Origin of the sequence: Streptomyces filipinensis, assembly GCF_014649495.1 — a bacterium.
In the GTDB taxonomy this organism is placed as follows: Bacteria; Actinomycetota; Actinomycetes; order Streptomycetales; family Streptomycetaceae; genus Streptomyces; species Streptomyces filipinensis.
The window spans coordinates 261,464-276,653 of sequence record NZ_BMTD01000004.1 but is presented as its reverse complement, the minus strand read 5'-3'; the positions used below and the strand labels follow the sequence as shown (position 1 = coordinate 276,653).

13 protein-coding genes are annotated in these 15,190 nt (G+C 72.5%); 6 read left to right on the top strand and 7 right to left on the bottom strand.

Translation table 11 applies throughout. The annotated features are described in order from the left end of the window. Window positions 1-49: 49 nt before the first annotated feature. The 7 genes from IE244_RS12200 to IE244_RS12170 all read right to left on the bottom strand — a co-directional run bounded on the left by IE244_RS12200 (window position 50) and on the right by IE244_RS12170 (window position 7,917). Window positions 50-238: an acyl-CoA carboxylase subunit epsilon gene (locus IE244_RS12200; RefSeq protein WP_191873354.1), complete on the bottom strand. Its 189-nt coding sequence runs from the start codon at window positions 236-238 to the stop codon at window positions 50-52. 117 nt (window positions 239-355) lie between these two features. After that, window positions 356-985 carry an antibiotic biosynthesis monooxygenase gene (locus tag IE244_RS12195; protein WP_191873352.1) on the bottom strand — a complete coding sequence of 210 codons (630 nt, stop codon included), beginning with the start codon at window positions 983-985 and terminating at the stop codon, window positions 356-358. After that, complete coding sequence (locus tag IE244_RS12190) at window positions 972-1,985, bottom strand: aromatase/cyclase (protein ID WP_191873350.1); 1,014 nt, start codon at window positions 1,983-1,985, stop codon at window positions 972-974. Before IE244_RS12190 ends, IE244_RS12195 begins: the two co-directional genes overlap by 14 nt. Window positions 1,986-2,101: 116 nt before the next feature. Next, window positions 2,102-3,160: a ketoacyl-ACP synthase III family protein gene (locus IE244_RS12185; protein WP_191873348.1), complete on the bottom strand. Its 1,059-nt coding sequence runs from the start codon at window positions 3,158-3,160 to the stop codon at window positions 2,102-2,104. A gap of 34 nt (window positions 3,161-3,194) precedes the next feature. Next, on the bottom strand, window positions 3,195-4,805 hold the full coding sequence (gene cimA, locus IE244_RS12180) for a citramalate synthase (RefSeq protein ID WP_191873346.1): 1,611 nt from the start codon (window positions 4,803-4,805) through the stop codon (window positions 3,195-3,197). A gap of 235 nt (window positions 4,806-5,040) precedes the next feature. Further along, window positions 5,041-6,792 (bottom strand): MFS transporter, encoded by a 1,752-nt coding sequence (locus tag IE244_RS12175; protein WP_191873343.1) that lies wholly within the window; start codon window positions 6,790-6,792, stop codon window positions 5,041-5,043. Window positions 6,793-6,894: 102 nt separating this feature from the next. Beyond that, on the bottom strand, window positions 6,895-7,917 hold the full coding sequence (locus tag IE244_RS12170; RefSeq protein ID WP_191873341.1) for a CaiB/BaiF CoA transferase family protein: 1,023 nt from the start codon (window positions 7,915-7,917) through the stop codon (window positions 6,895-6,897). Between the two features lie 267 nt (window positions 7,918-8,184). On the opposite strand from IE244_RS12170, the gene IE244_RS12165 reads away from it, so the two are divergent. The 6 genes from IE244_RS12165 to IE244_RS12140 all read left to right on the top strand — a co-directional run bounded on the left by IE244_RS12165 (window position 8,185) and on the right by IE244_RS12140 (window position 15,132). Continuing rightward, a complete protein-coding gene (locus IE244_RS12165) occupies window positions 8,185-9,306 on the top strand; it encodes an epoxide hydrolase family protein (protein ID WP_191873339.1) in 1,122 nt (373 codons plus the stop codon). 144 nt (window positions 9,307-9,450) lie between these two features. Beyond that, on the top strand, window positions 9,451-10,722 hold the full coding sequence (locus IE244_RS12160) for a cytochrome P450 (protein ID WP_191873337.1): 1,272 nt from the start codon (window positions 9,451-9,453) through the stop codon (window positions 10,720-10,722). 22 nt (window positions 10,723-10,744) lie between these two features. Continuing rightward, window positions 10,745-11,767 (top strand): MDR family NADP-dependent oxidoreductase, encoded by a 1,023-nt coding sequence (locus tag IE244_RS12155; protein WP_191873335.1) that lies wholly within the window; start codon window positions 10,745-10,747, stop codon window positions 11,765-11,767. 37 nt (window positions 11,768-11,804) lie between these two features. Then, window positions 11,805-12,887 (top strand): winged helix DNA-binding domain-containing protein, encoded by a 1,083-nt coding sequence (locus IE244_RS12150; protein ID WP_191873333.1) that lies wholly within the window; start codon window positions 11,805-11,807, stop codon window positions 12,885-12,887. A gap of 148 nt (window positions 12,888-13,035) precedes the next feature. Beyond that, window positions 13,036-13,800 carry an SDR family NAD(P)-dependent oxidoreductase gene (locus IE244_RS12145; protein WP_191873331.1) on the top strand — a complete coding sequence of 255 codons (765 nt, stop codon included), beginning with the start codon at window positions 13,036-13,038 and terminating at the stop codon, window positions 13,798-13,800. A gap of 84 nt (window positions 13,801-13,884) precedes the next feature. Beyond that, window positions 13,885-15,132, top strand: coding sequence for a cytochrome P450 (locus IE244_RS12140; RefSeq protein WP_229854064.1), 1,248 nt, complete (start codon window positions 13,885-13,887; stop codon window positions 15,130-15,132). Window positions 15,133-15,190 lie beyond the last annotated feature (58 nt).

The window sequence follows — 15,190 nt, the reverse complement described above, 5'->3', positions numbered from 1 at the left end:
GTGATGTCGCTCTGGTGCGCCGGGGCGACAGGTGGTCGTGGTCCGCCGGTCATCTCCCCGGCCAGGACGGCACCCGGTGACCGGCGCTCTTGACGGTCCAGTCCGCGTAGGCCGCCTTCGCCTCCTGGTCCGGTTCCCGGTCACGGCGGGCCAGGGCGAGCAACACGGCGGTGACGGCGGCCAGTTCGGCGGCGTCGGGCCGGCCGCGCACCACGGTGATGTGCGTCTCGTCGGTCATGGCACCAGCGTGCATGTACCAGCTAGAGCGGCCCTCGCGTCACGAACGCGACCGAGCCGAGGACCGGGAGGTCCTCGGCTCGGTTGCCGCTGGGGCGCCGGCCCCGGGGCGGGCGGGTCAGTCGATCACGCGCTCGTAGGCCACGTGCCGGGTCCGCTCCAGCACGACCTCGGCGCCGCGCTGCAGCTCCCGCCGGGCGGCCTGGACCGGTTCGCTGTCCAGGGCCCGGTCCAGGGACTCGGCGTCCCGCCACCACAGCACGCCCGTGTAGAGGGCGGGCCGCAGCAGGGAGCGCAGCAGGTCGCTGCCGCCGAAGCCGTCCGCCTCGCCGAGGCGCTCGGTGAGGGCGGCGAACCTCCGCTCGAAGGTACGCCAGTCCCCGCCGACCCGGGCGCGCAGCAGGACCACGCTCTCGGTGCCGGGACGGGCGTTGTCGCGCAGCACCCGGTCGACGCTGACGGCCTGGTCGACCTCCGTCTCGACGAGCGGCTCCAGTCGCTCGACGTGACCCAGGAAGGTCTCGTCGTGCACGGTGTCGCGGAAGGCGCGCAGGGTGCGCCAGTGTCCCAGGTGGACGTAGATGTGCGGGTGTTCGGCGAGGCGTACGGTCACCAGGAAGTCGAAGTCGGTGCGGCGGCGCAGGAACTGGGAGTGTTCCCGGAACAGCCGCTCGAACCTGTCGGTGTCGCCCTTCACCTCGAAACGGTTGATGATCGTGACGGGTCCGGTGAGGTCACGTCCCGGCATGCACGTCCTCCGCGAATTGCTTGGCATGGCGCAGGGTGGTGGAGCTGTTGGTGCCCAGGGCCTTGCGGACCAGGGCCCGGGCCTCGGCGAGCGTGGCGTCGGGGCCGAGCGCGGAGCGTACTCCCTCGGGGTCGAGCACCACCGTGTGCCACGAGGTGACGGTGAGGGTCTCCCCGTCGCCCGACGGTTCGATGGTCCAGCGTCCGGTGTGTACCCGCATCGCCACGGGTACCCGCAGCTGCTTGTACACGATCTCCCTGCGGTCCCTGAGACACACCCGGACCGACGTGGTGTTGTGCAGGGAGCCGTCCGGGCTGCGGGTGTCCATGTCCATGTGCTGGATGCCCGGTTCGTCCTCGGTGAGGGCGAGCCGCGCCACATGGGGCAGCCGCTCCGGCCACAGGTCGGCACGGTCCAGGAAGGCGTACACGTCGCCGGCGGCTCCGGCGACCGTCACCGAGTCGCTGAACGTGAACTGCAGTTCCGCTGCGGACTCGCCGAGTTCCGCCGCGTTCTTCAGGGCGGCGAGTTCGGCGACGCTGTTGCGGTCGACGGCGCGCTCGATGAGCTCCTCGGCCTCCGGGTCGTCATGGACGGCGCGGTAGTCGTGCAGGAGCACCACCCGCGTCGTGCCGTCCTCCAGGGCCTCGATGCGCCAGGTGCCGCCCATCGAGGCGACGGGGGCCGCCGGGACCACCTGGCGGAAGGTGACGGTGCGGGAGTGCGGGTCGAGGGTGCGGCGCGAGGTCCAGGTGCGCACCTGTTCGTTGGCGATCGCCCAGATGCGCAGCAGCTGTTCACCCGTGCCCGCGTCGTCGCGGCTCTCCTCCTGCACCTCGACGTGCACGGTCGGGCCGAACACCTGGGGCCAGGAGGCGACGTCCGCCACCAGCGCGTAGCAGGCCTGCGGCGGCGCCGCCACGGTGATGGAGTGCTCCGTCAGATGGGTGCCGGTGACGGGGGCGGTGTCCGGTGAATCGCTCGTAACGGTCGTCGCCACGGCGGGTCCTTCCTTCGAATCGTGCCGTCGGGGACGGCGGTCAGCAGAGTGGCACAGCCGCCTCGAGCGCACCTCGACGGCGGGTGGAGACCGGCCGCATCGGGCCGGGTACGGCGTCAGGACCTGCCGGTATCGTCCTCCCGGTCCGGGACCCAGTCGGGGCGTGCGGTGATCTCGACGACGGCACAGCCCCAGCTGTAGCCCGCCCCGACGCTGACGAGCACCAGGCGGTCGCCGGGGCCGGCCTTTCCGGAGACCAGCAGGTGGTCGAGGCTCGCGAACTGGTCGCCGGCCCCCAGGTGCCCGACGGTCCGGCTGAACTCCCAGGTGGTGCGGTCCGGTTCGATGCCGAATGGCTTGTAATAGATGGCCTGCAGCCGGCGCCGCCCGAAGTGCGGGAGCACCACCCAGCGCGCGTCGCCGAGTTCCATGCCGGCGTCGGCGAGGGCCTGCTTGAGCACGGTCTGCTGCCCGGCGTGCGCCCGGGTGATGGCGTATGACATCCCCACCCGGCCGACGAAGGCCCGCTTGGCCTCCTCGAAGTCGACGGGCATCCGGCTGCTGAACGGGGCCCTGGTGAACGGCTCGTCACCGCGGTGCAGGGGCTCCAGCGACGCGTCGGCGTGCAGGGCCAGGGAGACCAGCCGGGCGAAGCCGCCGCGCCGGGACAGCACCAGCGCCGAGGCGCCGTCGGCATAGGGCGTGCCGGGGTCGGTCTGCCAGCGGTCGATGCCGGGGGTGCAGAAGCGGTCGGCGCAGGTGAGCAGCGCGTCGCCGTGGCCGTGGCCGGCCGTGAGGTAGGCGGCGGCCAGGTCGAGGGCGGCGAGGCCCCCGTTCGACATCTGCCGGATCTCCAGGGCGGGGCAGTTGTTGCCGAGGGCCTCCCGCTGGATGTACGAGGCCACCGGCCACAGGTCCTGGCCCTGGTGGTAGGTGTCGGCGTGCAGCACCAGGTCGACGTCGGCAGGGGCGCTGCCCGCACGGCCCAGTGCCGTGTGGGCGGCGTGTGCCGCCATCTCGGCGGCGGACTCGTCCGGGGCGTACGCCACCGAGACGGCGCCGGTGGCGGCGGCGAGGCCGGGCGGGCACTCGCCCGCGGCCACGGCGTCGTCGATACGTAAACGGGACGGGAGACGTACGGAGGTCCCCCGCAGGTAGATGTCTTCCACACGCACAGCCGCTCCAGAGGCTCCAGAGGGTTCGAAGAGGTCAGCCGGCCGGTGCGGCCACCAGGCTCTCGGTGTCCCGGCGCCGCTCCGGCGCGTCGGACAGGACGTAGTGGACGGCGTCGAGCAGGGCCGTCAGGGCCGCACCCGTCGCATGCCGGTCCACGCCGACGGTGCCCCAGCGCCGGTCGCCGCACCGGAACGACAGCAGCACCCGCACCGAGGGCGGCGCCGTGCGGTCCCCGGCGAGTTCCCGGACCGTGTGCCCGGTCAGGCGCAGCCCGGTCAGTGCGGGGAAGACCGGGTCCAGGGCCTGGTGCAGCGCGGCGTCCAGGGCGTGCACGGGCTCCCGGCCCAGGCCGGTGGCGGTGCGCGGGGTCCCCGCGACACGCAGGCCCATCGAGGCCTGCGCACCGCCGTCCCCGTCCACGGCCACCTGCCAGGACTCCACGCCGAACGGCGCCGGCGGGGTGTGCCCGGCCAGCTCGGCACGGAGCAGCAGCGCGAAGGAGGCGTCGGCGGACTCGAAGCTGTAGCCGCGGCTCTCCAGCTCCTTGACCCGGGCCGCGGCCCGGCCCACCGCGTCGGAACCGGCGGCGACGTCGTAGCCCAGTTCGCGGGCCTTCAGCTCGACGGAGGAACGGCCGCCCATGTCGGAGACCAGGACGCGCATGGCGTTGCCGACGCGGGCCGGGTCGATGTGCTGGTACAGGCCGGGGTCGACGCGCAGCGCGGAGGCGTGCAGGCCCGCCTTGTGGGTGAAGGCGGCCGTACCGACGTAGGGGGCCGCGGGGACGCGGGGGATCCCGGTGACCTCCGCGATGACCCGGCCGGTGGGCTCCAGCTCCACGAGCCGCTCCAGGGGGATCACCTCCCGGCCCCGCTTGAGGACGAGGTTCGCCATGACGGTGAACAGGTTCGCGTTGCCGCAGCGTTCGCCGTAGCCGTGCGCGGTGCCCTGGGCGTGCACGGCGCCCGCGTCCACGGCGGCCATGGTGTTGGCGACCGCGCAGCCGGTGTCGTCGTGACAGTGGATGCCGATGGCGGCGCCGGTCATGGCGATGGTGTCGGCGACGACCGCCTTGACCTCCTCCGGCAGCGAACCGCCGTTGGTGTCGCACAGCACCACGGTCTCGGCGCCGGCCTCCGCGGCGGTGCGCACGACTTCCAGGGCGTACTCCCGGTTGGAGACGTAGCCGTCGAAGTAGTGTTCGGCGTCCAGGAACACCCGGCGTCCGGCGAGCACCAGGTGCTGCACCGTGGACCGGATCATGGCGAGGTTCTCCGCGAGCGTGGTGCGCAGGGCCCGGTCGACATGGCCGGTGTGGCTCTTGGCGACGAGTGTCACCACGGGCGTCTCCGCCTGGAGCAGCGCCCGCACCTGCGGGTCCTGCGAGACGGCGACGTCCGGCCTGCGGGTGGCGCCGAAGGCCGTCAGCAGGGCGGCTCTGAGGTCGAGTTCGGTGCGTGCCCTGCGGAAGAACTCGGTGTCCTTCGGTACCGCGCCGGGCCAGCCGCCCTCGATGAATCCCACGCCGAGGGCATCCAGGCTGCGCGCAATGGCGAGCTTGTCGTCGACGGTGAGGGCAAGACCCGCCATCTGGGTTCCGTCGCGCAGGGTCGTGTCGTAGAGCTGGAAGCTCTGTTGCACCATCGCCCCTCCTTCCTGTCGGCCTGCAGCGGGCTCGCTGCGCGGCTTCACCCAGAGTCCGGCCCGGGGCTCGCAAGGACCCGGAGCTGTGCTTGAACGCTGCCGGGGGTGGGGTGAGGGGCCGTCCGGCGGCCACGGGTCGTGGTGACCTCTCGGGCGGTCGTCCGCTCGGGCACGGCTGAGGGGCCGGGCGGCTGGTGTGCCGTCCGGCCCCTGTGATGTCGTGCCGGGCGTCTGCTCAGGAGGCCGCTGCGGTCTCGGGCTCGCCGGCCGGCTGCTCCTGGCGCAGCCGCTTGGGCAGGGCGAACATCAGCAGGAGCACCACGGCGGTGACCCCGATGAAGGCCTTGAGCAGCGTGCGGAAGCTGTCGGAGAAGGAGTCACCGACCTGCGCCTTGCCGTACGTGCCGACGATCTGGGCGACCTTGGCGTCCCGCAGCGGCTGCACGGTGCAGCTCGCGGGCACGACGGAGGCGTCCTTCTCGCTCGCCCGGTCGATGGCGCAGGTCCGGTAGGCCGCGGCGATCTTGTCCGCGTCACCGGGGGTGACCTGCGCGCTCGCCACCAGTTCCTTGCGCAGCTGCGGAAGCTGGTGATCGACGTTGTCGGTGGTGTTGCCGACGATGCCGCCGAAGAAGATCACGCTGATCAGGGCGCCGCCGATGGCGAAGCCGAGCTGGGTGTTGGTGTTGACCACGCCGGAGGCCGAGCCCGCGTGCTCGTGCGGCACCTCGGAGGTGACGATCAGCGGCAGCGGGGTGGCCACCGTGCCGAAGCCGAGGCCGACCAGGAACAGCGGGATCGCGATCTTCCAGGAGGTGACGTCGTGGCCGTACTTGCCGGCCACCCAGATGTACGAGCCCAAGCCGACCATCAGCACCACGGCGCCGATCTGCATCGCCTTGCGGCCGAACTTGGGCACCAGGATCATCACGGACGACGTGGCGGTGAGGAAGGCGCCGACGCAGAATGGGAGGCTGGTCAGACCGGCCCGCATCGGGGACCAGCCCTGGCCGACCTGCATGTACAGCGTCCAGCCGATGGTGAACATGCCCATGCCCGCGTAGAAGATCAGGTTCACGCCGAGGCCGGCCGAGTAGCTGCGGGTGCGGAAGAGACCCAGCTCCACCAGCGGCGATCCGTCCCGGCGGGTCTTCTCGCGCTGCCAGGCGACGAAGCCGGCGATCACCAGCACGGAGGCGCCCATGGAGACGAAGCCCAGCACGGGCCAGCCCATCTCGCGGCCCTGCAGCAGCGGGAAGACCAGCATCACGAAGCCGAGGGTCAGCAGCACCACGCCGCGGATGTCCAGCCGCAGCGCCTGCGGTGCCTTCGACTCGGTGATGACCTTCGCGCCGTACACCAGGCCCACCAGGCCGACGGGCACGTTGACCAGGAACACCAGCCGCCAGTCGAGACCGAACAGGTTCCACTCCACGAGCAGGCCGCCGAGGGCCAGACCGAGCGTCGCGGCGAGACCGCCGACCAGGCCGTGCAGGGCGAAGGCGGTGCCCCGTTCCTTGTCGTTGAAGGTGACGTGGATGATCGACAGCACCTGCGGCACCATCACACCGGACGAGGCGCCCTGGACCACCCGCGCCACGACCAGCTGCCACGGCTCCTGGGCGATGCCGGCCGCGAGCGAGCACAGCGTGAACCCGGCGACGCCGACGAGGAACATCTTCTTGCGGCCGTAGATGTCACCGAGCCGCCCGCCGAGGATCAGGGTCAGGGCGAAGGCGAGCTGGTAGCCCACCAGAACCCACTGGATGGCCGAGTACCCGGCGCCCAGCTCCCGCTGCATGGACGGCGCCGCCACATTGGCGATCGTGCCGTCCAGCAGATCCAGGAAGGCGGAGACGAGCAGCACCAGCAGGGCTGCCCAGCGCCGGGGGTCCAGCGGCCTGTCCCCCGCCGTCGGATCCGCGCCCGTCGTCCTGCTGTCCACCTCCGTCTCGACGGACGATGCCTGTTCGGACGAAATAGCCATGATGTGGCCTCTCTGATTACTTGGGGGGTTGTTGGGGGGTAGTTGTGGGGCAAGCGGGCGAGGGTGGGCAAACCTGTCGCCCACCGGGCAGGATGACCGCGGTCAGTGGAATTCCGCTTGAGTCCTGCTGAAGCGCGGCGCGGGGGTGGCGGGCCCACTGCCCCTGGCCTGGTGATGAGGGTGTGCGGCGGCCTCCGTGACGCTGAGGACCGGCGTCACGCACGCCTCCGTCTCCTCGAAACGGCGGGCCCACTCGTCCCGGCTGCGGGTGTGGAACCGGCGGGCGAACACCCGCCGCAGCGAGGGCCAGTTGAGCGGGTCGCTCCGATCGGGCAACCGCTCCGGATCCAGCTGCAGACCCTTCAGCAGCGCCCCGTAGAACCGCTCCTCCAGCGCGCCGACGGCCACATGGCCGCCGTCGGCACACTCGTAGCAGGTGTAGAAGGGCGCCCCGCCGTCCAGCAGGTTGACCCCGCGTTCATGCCGCCACTGACCGCTGTCGGCCATCGCGGTCAGCATGCCGAGCATCGCCCCGGCCCCGTCCACGATCGCGGCGTCCACCACCTGCCCCCGGCCGGAGGACTGCCGCTCGTACAGCGCGGCCAGCACCCCGGCGACCAGGAACATCGCGCCGCCCGCGAAGTCACCCAGCAGATTGACCGGCGGCACGGGGGGACCGCCGGCCTCCCCGATCGCGTGCAACGCCCCGGTCAGCGCCAGGTAGTTGATGTCATGACCCGGGGTCCGGGCCAGCGGCCCCTCCTGGCCCCAGCCGGTCATCCGGCCGTACACCAGGCGGGGGTTGCGCCCCAGGCATTCGTCCGGGCCGATGCCGAGCCGCTCCGCCACGCCCGGCCTGAACCCCTCCACCAGGACGTCCGACTGCTCCAGCTGCCGCAGCAGCCAGTCGACGTCGCCCGGGTCCTTGAGGTCCAGCTCCACCGAGCGGCGCCCGCGGTCGAGTTCTCCGTGCCAGTCCGCGAACGACCGGGCGCCGTCGGTCCGGTCGACCCGCACCACGTCGGCCCCCAGGTCCGCGAAGATCATGCAGGCGAACGGGGCGGGCCCGATCGCCGCGAGCTCCACCACCCGCAGGCCGTGCAACGGTCCTGTGCCTGTCGCCATCTGCGGCTCCTCCTCGTCGGAGTGGGCACGCTGCAAGCGGCCCCTGGAACTCCGCCTCAGGCCTGCTCGCGCCGCACTGGAACCGGTGCGCCGGGGGCTGAAGGGGGGCGCTGGGCCGTCGCCGGCCGCCGGGGGCGGGCACCCTCCGGCACGTCCGCTCCCGGCCGCTCACGGCCGGGGGGCCGCCTGCACGGTCCACCCGTGCTCAAGCCCGGCCGCCTAGCCTCCGCGGGACCCCAGTACGCACCGGACCCGGGAGGGCCAGCGATGAGCAGGGACGTCACGCCGTTCCACGTGGCATTCGACGAGGCGGACCTCACCGACCTCAGGGACCGCCTGTCCCGCACCCGCTGGCCCGAGCCGCAGACCGTGGACGACTGGTCGCAGGGGGTGCCGCTGGCGTACCTGAGAGAACTGGCCGAGCACTGGCGGACCGCGTACGACTGGCGGCCGGCCGAGGCGCGGCTGAACGCCCTGCCCCAGTTCCGCACCGAGATCGACGGACTCGGCGTGCACTTCCTCCATGTGCGCTCCCCGCACACGGACGCCCTGCCGCTGCTCCTCAGCCACGGCTGGCCCGGCTCGGTCGTCGAGTTCCTCGACCTGATCCAGCCCCTGACCCACCCCGAGGACCCGGCCGACGCCTTCCACGTGGTCTGCCCCTCGCTGCCCGGCTTCGCCTTCAGCGACAAGCCGTCCACCCCCGGCTGGACGGTCGAGCGTACGGCCGCGGCCTGGGCCGAACTGATGGGCCGGCTCGGCTACGACCGCTACGCGGCCCACGGCGTCGACTGGGGCTCCTTCCTCACCGGCGTACTCGGCGAGACCGACGCCGCCCACCTGGTGGGCGTCCACCTGGCCATGCCGTTCGCCAGGCCGCCGCAGGAACAGGTGGCCCTGGACGACAGGGACCTGGCCGGCCTCGCCGCGCTCAAGGAGTTCCAGCAGAACGAGGGCGGCTACTCGGTCATCCAGGCGACCCGGCCGCAGACCCTCGGCTACGGGCTCACCGACTCCCCCGTCGCCCAGCTGGCCTGGATGGTCGAGAAGTACTGGGCGTGGAGCGACCACGATGGCGACCTGGAGAAGCTGGTCCCGCGCGACACGCTGCTCGACTGCGTGACCCTGGCGTGGCTGTGCCGCACCGGTGCCTCGTCGGCCCGCATCTACTGGGAGAGCCACAACAAGATGGCCCTCGCCCCCGTGCACGTGCCCGCGGCGCTCTCGGTGTTCCCCAAGGACGCGCGGATGCCGCGGGCCTGGTGCGAAGGGCGATTCACGGATCTGCGGCGGTGGACGGACCACGGACGCGGCGGGCACTTCCCGGCGTTGGAGCAGCCGGAGCTGCTGGTGGAGGAACTCCGGTCCTTCTTCCGGACCCTGCGCTGAGCACGCCTTCCATGCGGCCGGGCCACGCCGTCGCGCGAGTACCGCGCCGACGCGGCGGGCCGCACAGGAACACCGCCCCGCGCCCCTTCCCGGCGCCGGACCGGCCGCAGTCGACCTCGCTCGCCCTACCGAGGAGCCACGATCGTGCCTGACGCGCACTCCTCCCCAGACCTGCCCCCCTTCCCCTTCCCCGGGTCGAGTTACCGCGGGCCCGCCCCGCTGTTCGCCCGGCTGCGGCGCGAGCGGCCCGTCGTGCGGGTGCGGTGGCAGGGCGGCGGCCACGCCTGGCTGGTCACCCGGTACGCCGACATCAAGGCCGCGCTCGAAGAGCCCCGGCTCAGCCGGGCCGCCGCCTACGCGCCCGGTGCCCCGGCCTTCAGCGGCCTCTTCCAGGCGCCGCCCGGGATGATCATCTCGGTCGACCCGCCCGACCACACCCGGCTGCGCGCCCTGGCCGAGCAGGCCTTCTCGCCCGGCCGGATCGAGGCGATGCGCCCCCGGGTGCGGGAGCTGGCGTCCCGGCTGCTGGACTTGCTGGAGGGCGCGGCCAAGGCGACCGGCGGCCCCGTGGACCTGGTCGCCTCCTTCGCGGCACCGCTCGCGATGACCGTGATCTGCGAACTCCTCGGCGTCCCCGAGGCGGACCGGGAGCAGTTCCACACCTGGGTGCGGCAGTTCGCCGACGTGTCGGCGCCCCCCGAGCACAGCGCGGAGGGCGGGAAGAGGCTGGGCGAGTACATCGCGGGCCTGGTGGCGGCCAAGCGGCAGACCCCCGGCGACGACGTCCTCTCGGCACTCGCCGCCGCCCGGCTGCGGGCCCCCCGGAGCGCGCAAGGCCCCGGCGCACCCGCGGACGACGCACTCTCCTTCGACGAACTGGTCGCCCTCGGCTTCACCCTCCTGGGCGCCGGCTTCGACTCGTCCGCGGGCCAGCTCGCCAACGTCACCCTGGCCCTGCTCGCCGACCATCCCGCCTCCTGGCGGCACCTGGGCGAGCACCCCGAGGACATCCCGGCCGCCGTCGAGGAACTGCTGCGCACGGTCAACCTCAACGGCAACGACACCTCGGGCCTGCCGAGGATCGCCACCGAGGACGTGGTCATCGGCGGTGTCACCGTCCCGGCCGGCGACGCGGTCTTCCTCGCCTTCCCCTCGGGCAACCGGGACGCCGCCGTGTTCGAGCACCCCGACCACGTCGACCTGCGGCGCGCGGGGCCCGGGCATCTGGCGTTCGGCCACGGCATCCACCGCTGCCTCGGGGCGCCGCTGGCCCGCCTCGAACTGGCCGTCGCCCTTGAGGAGTTGACCCGCCGCTTTCCCGGCGCCCGGCTCGCCGTGGCGGAACGGGACCTGTCCTGGCGGCTGGGCGACGTGAACCACAACCTGCTGGCCCTTCCCCTCCATCTGCACCTCTGACGCGCATTCCCAGGGAGCACCCATGACCACCGAGCAGCTGCCCGCGGCGAGCCGGGAGATCCGGCTCGCCGCCTACCCCGAAGGACCCGTCACCCTGGACCACTTCGAGCCCGGCGAGTCGCCGCTCGAAGAACCCGGCGAGGGCCAGGTCGTCGTACGCAACGACTGGATGACGCTGGGCTCCGTCGCCCGGGACCAGATGAACCCGGACACCGCGCTGCCGATCCCGGTGTTCCAGCCGGGCGTGGCCATGTGGGGCCGTACGGTGGGCACGGTGGTCAGGTCCCACAGCCCGCTGCTCGCCGTGGGCGATCTGGTCGAGCACTTCAACGGCTGGCGTGAGTACGCCGTCGGCACCGCCCACGAGTTCTTCAAGCGGGACCGCTCGCTGCTGCCGGGGCCGGAGTACTTCCTCTCCCAGGGCCCGACCGCGTGGCACGGCATGGTCGGCACCGCCGAGGTCGGCGAGGGCGATGTGGTGTTCGTGTCCGGCGCCACCAACGGGGTCGGCGCGCTGGCCGGGCAGATCGCCAGGCTGAAGGGCGCGGCGAAGGTCATCGGCAGCACCGGTTCCAAGGAGAAGGTCGACTTCCTGGTCGACGAGCTCGGCTTCGACGCCGCGTTCGACTACCACGACGGCCCGGTGGCCGAGCAGCTGGCGGAGCTGGCCCCGGACGGGCTGAACGTGGTCTTCGACAACGTCGGCGGCGAGCAGTTCGAGGCGGCGGTCCAGATCGCCGCGCCGGGCGCCAGGTTCGCGCTGTGCGGTGCGCTGGCCGGACAGCACGGTGCGGACGAGGGCGGCCGTCCCCGGCTCGCGCTGATGTCGGCCATCACCAAGTCGCTGACGCTGCGGGGCTTCGCGACGCTGCACACGCCGGACCAGATCGAGGAGTGGAACGCCCAGTTCGGCGCCTGGCTGCGCGAGGGACGGATCGTCTTCCCGCACACTGTGGTCGAGGGCGGGGTGACCGTACTGCCCGAGACCTTCGTGGCACTGCTGGAACGCAGGTACAGCGGCACCGTCGTGGTGAAGCTGTCCTGAACGGGGCCCCGCTCGCGGGGAGAGAGGCGGAGGCGGGATGACCGTACTGGACCGGCGCGCGCTGAACAGGGCGCTGCTGGCGCGGCAGCTGCTGCTGGAGCGGCGGCCGGGGTCCGCCTCCGCCGTCCTGGAGCATCTGGTCGGCATGCAGGCGCAGGCGCAGGAGCCGCCGTACATCGGCCTGTGGACCCGGCTCGCCGGCTTCGCCGCCGAGGAGCTCGCGGAGCTGATCCGGGGGCGTGAGGCGGTGCGGATCGCGCTGATGCGCGGCACCATCCACCTGGTCACGGCACGGGACTGCCTGGCCCTGCGGCCGGTGCTGCAGAGCGGCCTGGACCGCCAGCTGACCAGCACCTTCGGCCGCCGGCTCGATGGCCTCGACCTCGACGAGGTCAGCGCCTACGGACGCAAGCTGACCGATGCCGAGCGGCTCACGCTGGGCGGCCTCGGCGCGCTGCTCGCCGAACGCTGGCCGCAGTACGAGCCGTTCGCCCTCGCCAACGTCATCCGCGCCCGCGTGCCGCTGGTGCAGCTGCCGCCGCGCGGGGTGTGGGGCGAGGGCGGGCTGGCCGTGCACGGCACCGCCGAGACCTGGCTGGGGCGCCCCCTGGAGACCGACACCGCGCCGGACACCCTGGTACGGCGGTATCTGGCCGCCTTCGGACCGGCCACCGTCAAGGACATCCAGGCCTGGTCCGGGCTGACCCGGATCGGCGCGGTCGTCAAGCGGCTGCGGCCCGGACTGCGGGTGTTCCAGGACGAGAACGGGAGCGATCTGTACGACGTCCCCGACGCGCCGCTGCCCGATCCCTCGACGCGGGCCCCGGTGCGGTTCCTGCCGGAGTTCGACAACATCCTGCTCGCCCACGCCGACCGCAGCCGCATCCTCACCGAGGAGCAGCGGCGCCTGGTCTTCACCCGCAACGGGCTGATCAGGTCGACGGTGCTCGTGGACGGTTTCGTGCGGGCGCTGTGGCGGATCGAGGACGGCGCCCTGGTCGTCGAGCCGCTGGGGCGCCCGCTCGCGCGCCGGGACCGCGCGGCCGTGGAACGCGAGGGCCGCGCCCTGCTGGCCTTCGTGGCACCGCACCGCACGGACCCGGAGATCCGCTGGGCCTGAGACCCCGGGCACGGGGCTCTGAGGTCCGCCGGCCCCGCGTGCCCGCCCGCCCGGCGGCCGGCGCCCCGTGCTCGCCCCACGCTCGACCACCGCCCAAGACGCACCCGCTGTACTGGCCCCCTCGGACCGAACCAGAGAGGGAACCGCCATGCCGGACCAGCCCTTTGCGGAGCAGACCGTCGTCGTCACGGGAGGCGGCACCGGTATCGGCCGTGCCGCCGCGCTGTCGTTCGCGGAACTCGGCGCGCGCACGGTGATCATCACCGGCCGGCGCAAGGAACGGCTCGCCGAGGTCGGCGCCCTGCACGAGGCGATCGTGCCGGTGGGCGCGGACGTGACCACCGAGGCCGGTGCGCAGGCCGTCGCCGACGCGGTGGGCGAGCGGGGCGGTGTGCTGGACGTACTGGTGCACAACGCGGGGATCTTCCGTTTCAGCCCGCTGGCGGCGCTCGACGCGGTCACCGCCCGGGACGTCGTCGAGACCAACCTCCTCGGCCCGCTGCTGCTCACCGGGCACCTGCTGCCCCTGCTGCGCTCCCCCGGCGGCCAGATCGTGCTGGTCTCCAGCCGGGGCGGGCACAACCCGGGCCCGGACAGCTCCGTGTACTCGGCGAGCAAGGCTGCCGTGCACAGCTTCACCCGCAGCTGGGCCGCCGAGCTGGCCCCGCGCGGCATCCGGGTCAACGCCGTCGCCCCCGGGTTCGTGCGCACCGACGCCTACGCGGCCAACGGTCTGGGCCCGGAGCAGGTCGAGGGCCTGTTCGCGGGCGTCGCCGCCACCGTCCCGCTGGGCCGGATCGCCGAGCCCGAGGACGTCGCCCAGTGGATCACCCGTCTCGCGGACCGGGTGAACGAGCTGGTCACCGGCCAGATCATCACGGTCGACGGCGGTCTGGACATCGCCGCCCGCTAGGGCCCCGCGGGCCCAGGCACTTTTCAGGCACCTCCCAGGCACCCACGCCTTCCGAGTCTTCTGAGCCTTCTGAAAGGACCCACCGTGACCACCAGTGCCACCGAGGCCGTGTCCACCCCTGCCGAAGAGCCGGACGCGCCGGCCGAGGGCAAGACGTTCCCGTACCAGCGCACCTGCCCGTTCACGCCGCCCGCCGAGTACGCGGAGATGATCGGCAAGGACGTCTCGCAGGTCACCCTGACCGGCTCGGGCCTGCGCATATGGACGGTGACGGGCTACCAGACCATCAAGACGCTGCTCACCGACCCGCGGATCAGCGCCTCCCGCAAGCACGACAACTTCCCGTTCTACTTCATCGCCCCGCCCGAGTACCGCACGGAGACGTCGTTCATCGGCTACGACGGCAAGGAGCACAGCTCCACCCGGCGCAAGGCGGCGCTGACGTTCACCAACCGCCAGGTGCAGCGGCTGCGTCCGCGGATCGAGGAGATCGTCGACGACCACCTGGACAAGCTCCTCGCCCTGCAGCCTCCGGCGGACTTCCACCGGGTGTTCTCCCTCGCCGTCCCCATGACGGTGATCTGCGAGCTGCTGGGCATCCCGCAGGACCAGCACGACTTCTTCATCAAGCACGGCACGGCCCTGCTCGGCGGCCACAGCACCACCGAGGAGCGGCAGGCGGCGATCGTCGAGGTCAACGCCTACATCCGGGAGCTGATCCAGCTCAAGCGGCGCAAGCCGGGCGAGGACCTGCTGAGCCGGGCCATGGCCGACTACGCGGAGTCCGGCGAGGAGTACACCGACCGCGACCTGTTCAACATGGTGCGGCTGCTGATGAACGGCGGCCACGAGACCACCGCCAGCCAGATCTCGCTGGGCACGGCCTGCCTGCTGGAGAACCCCGACCAGCTGGAGCTGCTCCTCAACGACCCCTCCCTGGTGAAGCCCGCCGTGGAGGAGCTGGTGCGTTTCGCGACCATCGGCGACACGGCCGTACCGCGCGTCGCGCTGGAGGACATCGAGATCGGCGGCCAGGTGATCCGCAAGGGCGACGGCATCCTCTGCCTGGGGCTCGCCGCCAACCGCGACCCGGAGGTCTTCCCCGAGCCGGAGAAGCTGGACATCACCCGTGGCAGCCGCAAGCACCTGGGCTTCGGGCACGGCGTGCACCACTGCATCGGCGCGGACCTGGCGCGGCTGGAGCTGGAGATCGTGTGGAGCAAGCTGTTCCAGCGCGTCCCGACGCTGAAGCTGGCCCGGCCGTTCCTGGAGATCCCGCGCAAGGAGGGCGCCGTCATCTACGGCCTGTGGGGGCTGCCCGTCACGTGGTGAGGTCGCCGCGCGTACGACGAGGGGCCCGGTACCGCATCGGTACCGGGCCCCTCGCGTC

Coding starts and splice junctions, on each gene's coding strand:
- IE244_RS12200 (WP_191873354.1), bottom strand. CDS start 238: ATGACCGACGAGACGCACATCACCGTGGTGCGCGGCCGGCCCGACGCC.
- cimA (WP_191873346.1), bottom strand. CDS start 4,805: ATGGTGCAACAGAGCTTCCAGCTCTACGACACGACCCTGCGCGACGGA.
- IE244_RS12150 (WP_191873333.1), top strand. CDS start 11,805: ATGACCGTACTGGACCGGCGCGCGCTGAACAGGGCGCTGCTGGCGCGG.
- IE244_RS12195 (WP_191873352.1), bottom strand. CDS start 985: ATGCCGGGACGTGACCTCACCGGACCCGTCACGATCATCAACCGTTTC.
- IE244_RS12165 (WP_191873339.1), top strand. CDS start 8,185: ATGAGCAGGGACGTCACGCCGTTCCACGTGGCATTCGACGAGGCGGAC.
- IE244_RS12170 (WP_191873341.1), bottom strand. CDS start 7,917: ATGGCGACAGGCACAGGACCGTTGCACGGCCTGCGGGTGGTGGAGCTC.
- IE244_RS12175 (WP_191873343.1), bottom strand. CDS start 6,792: ATGGCTATTTCGTCCGAACAGGCATCGTCCGTCGAGACGGAGGTGGAC.
- IE244_RS12155 (WP_191873335.1), top strand. CDS start 10,745: ATGACCACCGAGCAGCTGCCCGCGGCGAGCCGGGAGATCCGGCTCGCC.
- IE244_RS12145 (WP_191873331.1), top strand. CDS start 13,036: ATGCCGGACCAGCCCTTTGCGGAGCAGACCGTCGTCGTCACGGGAGGC.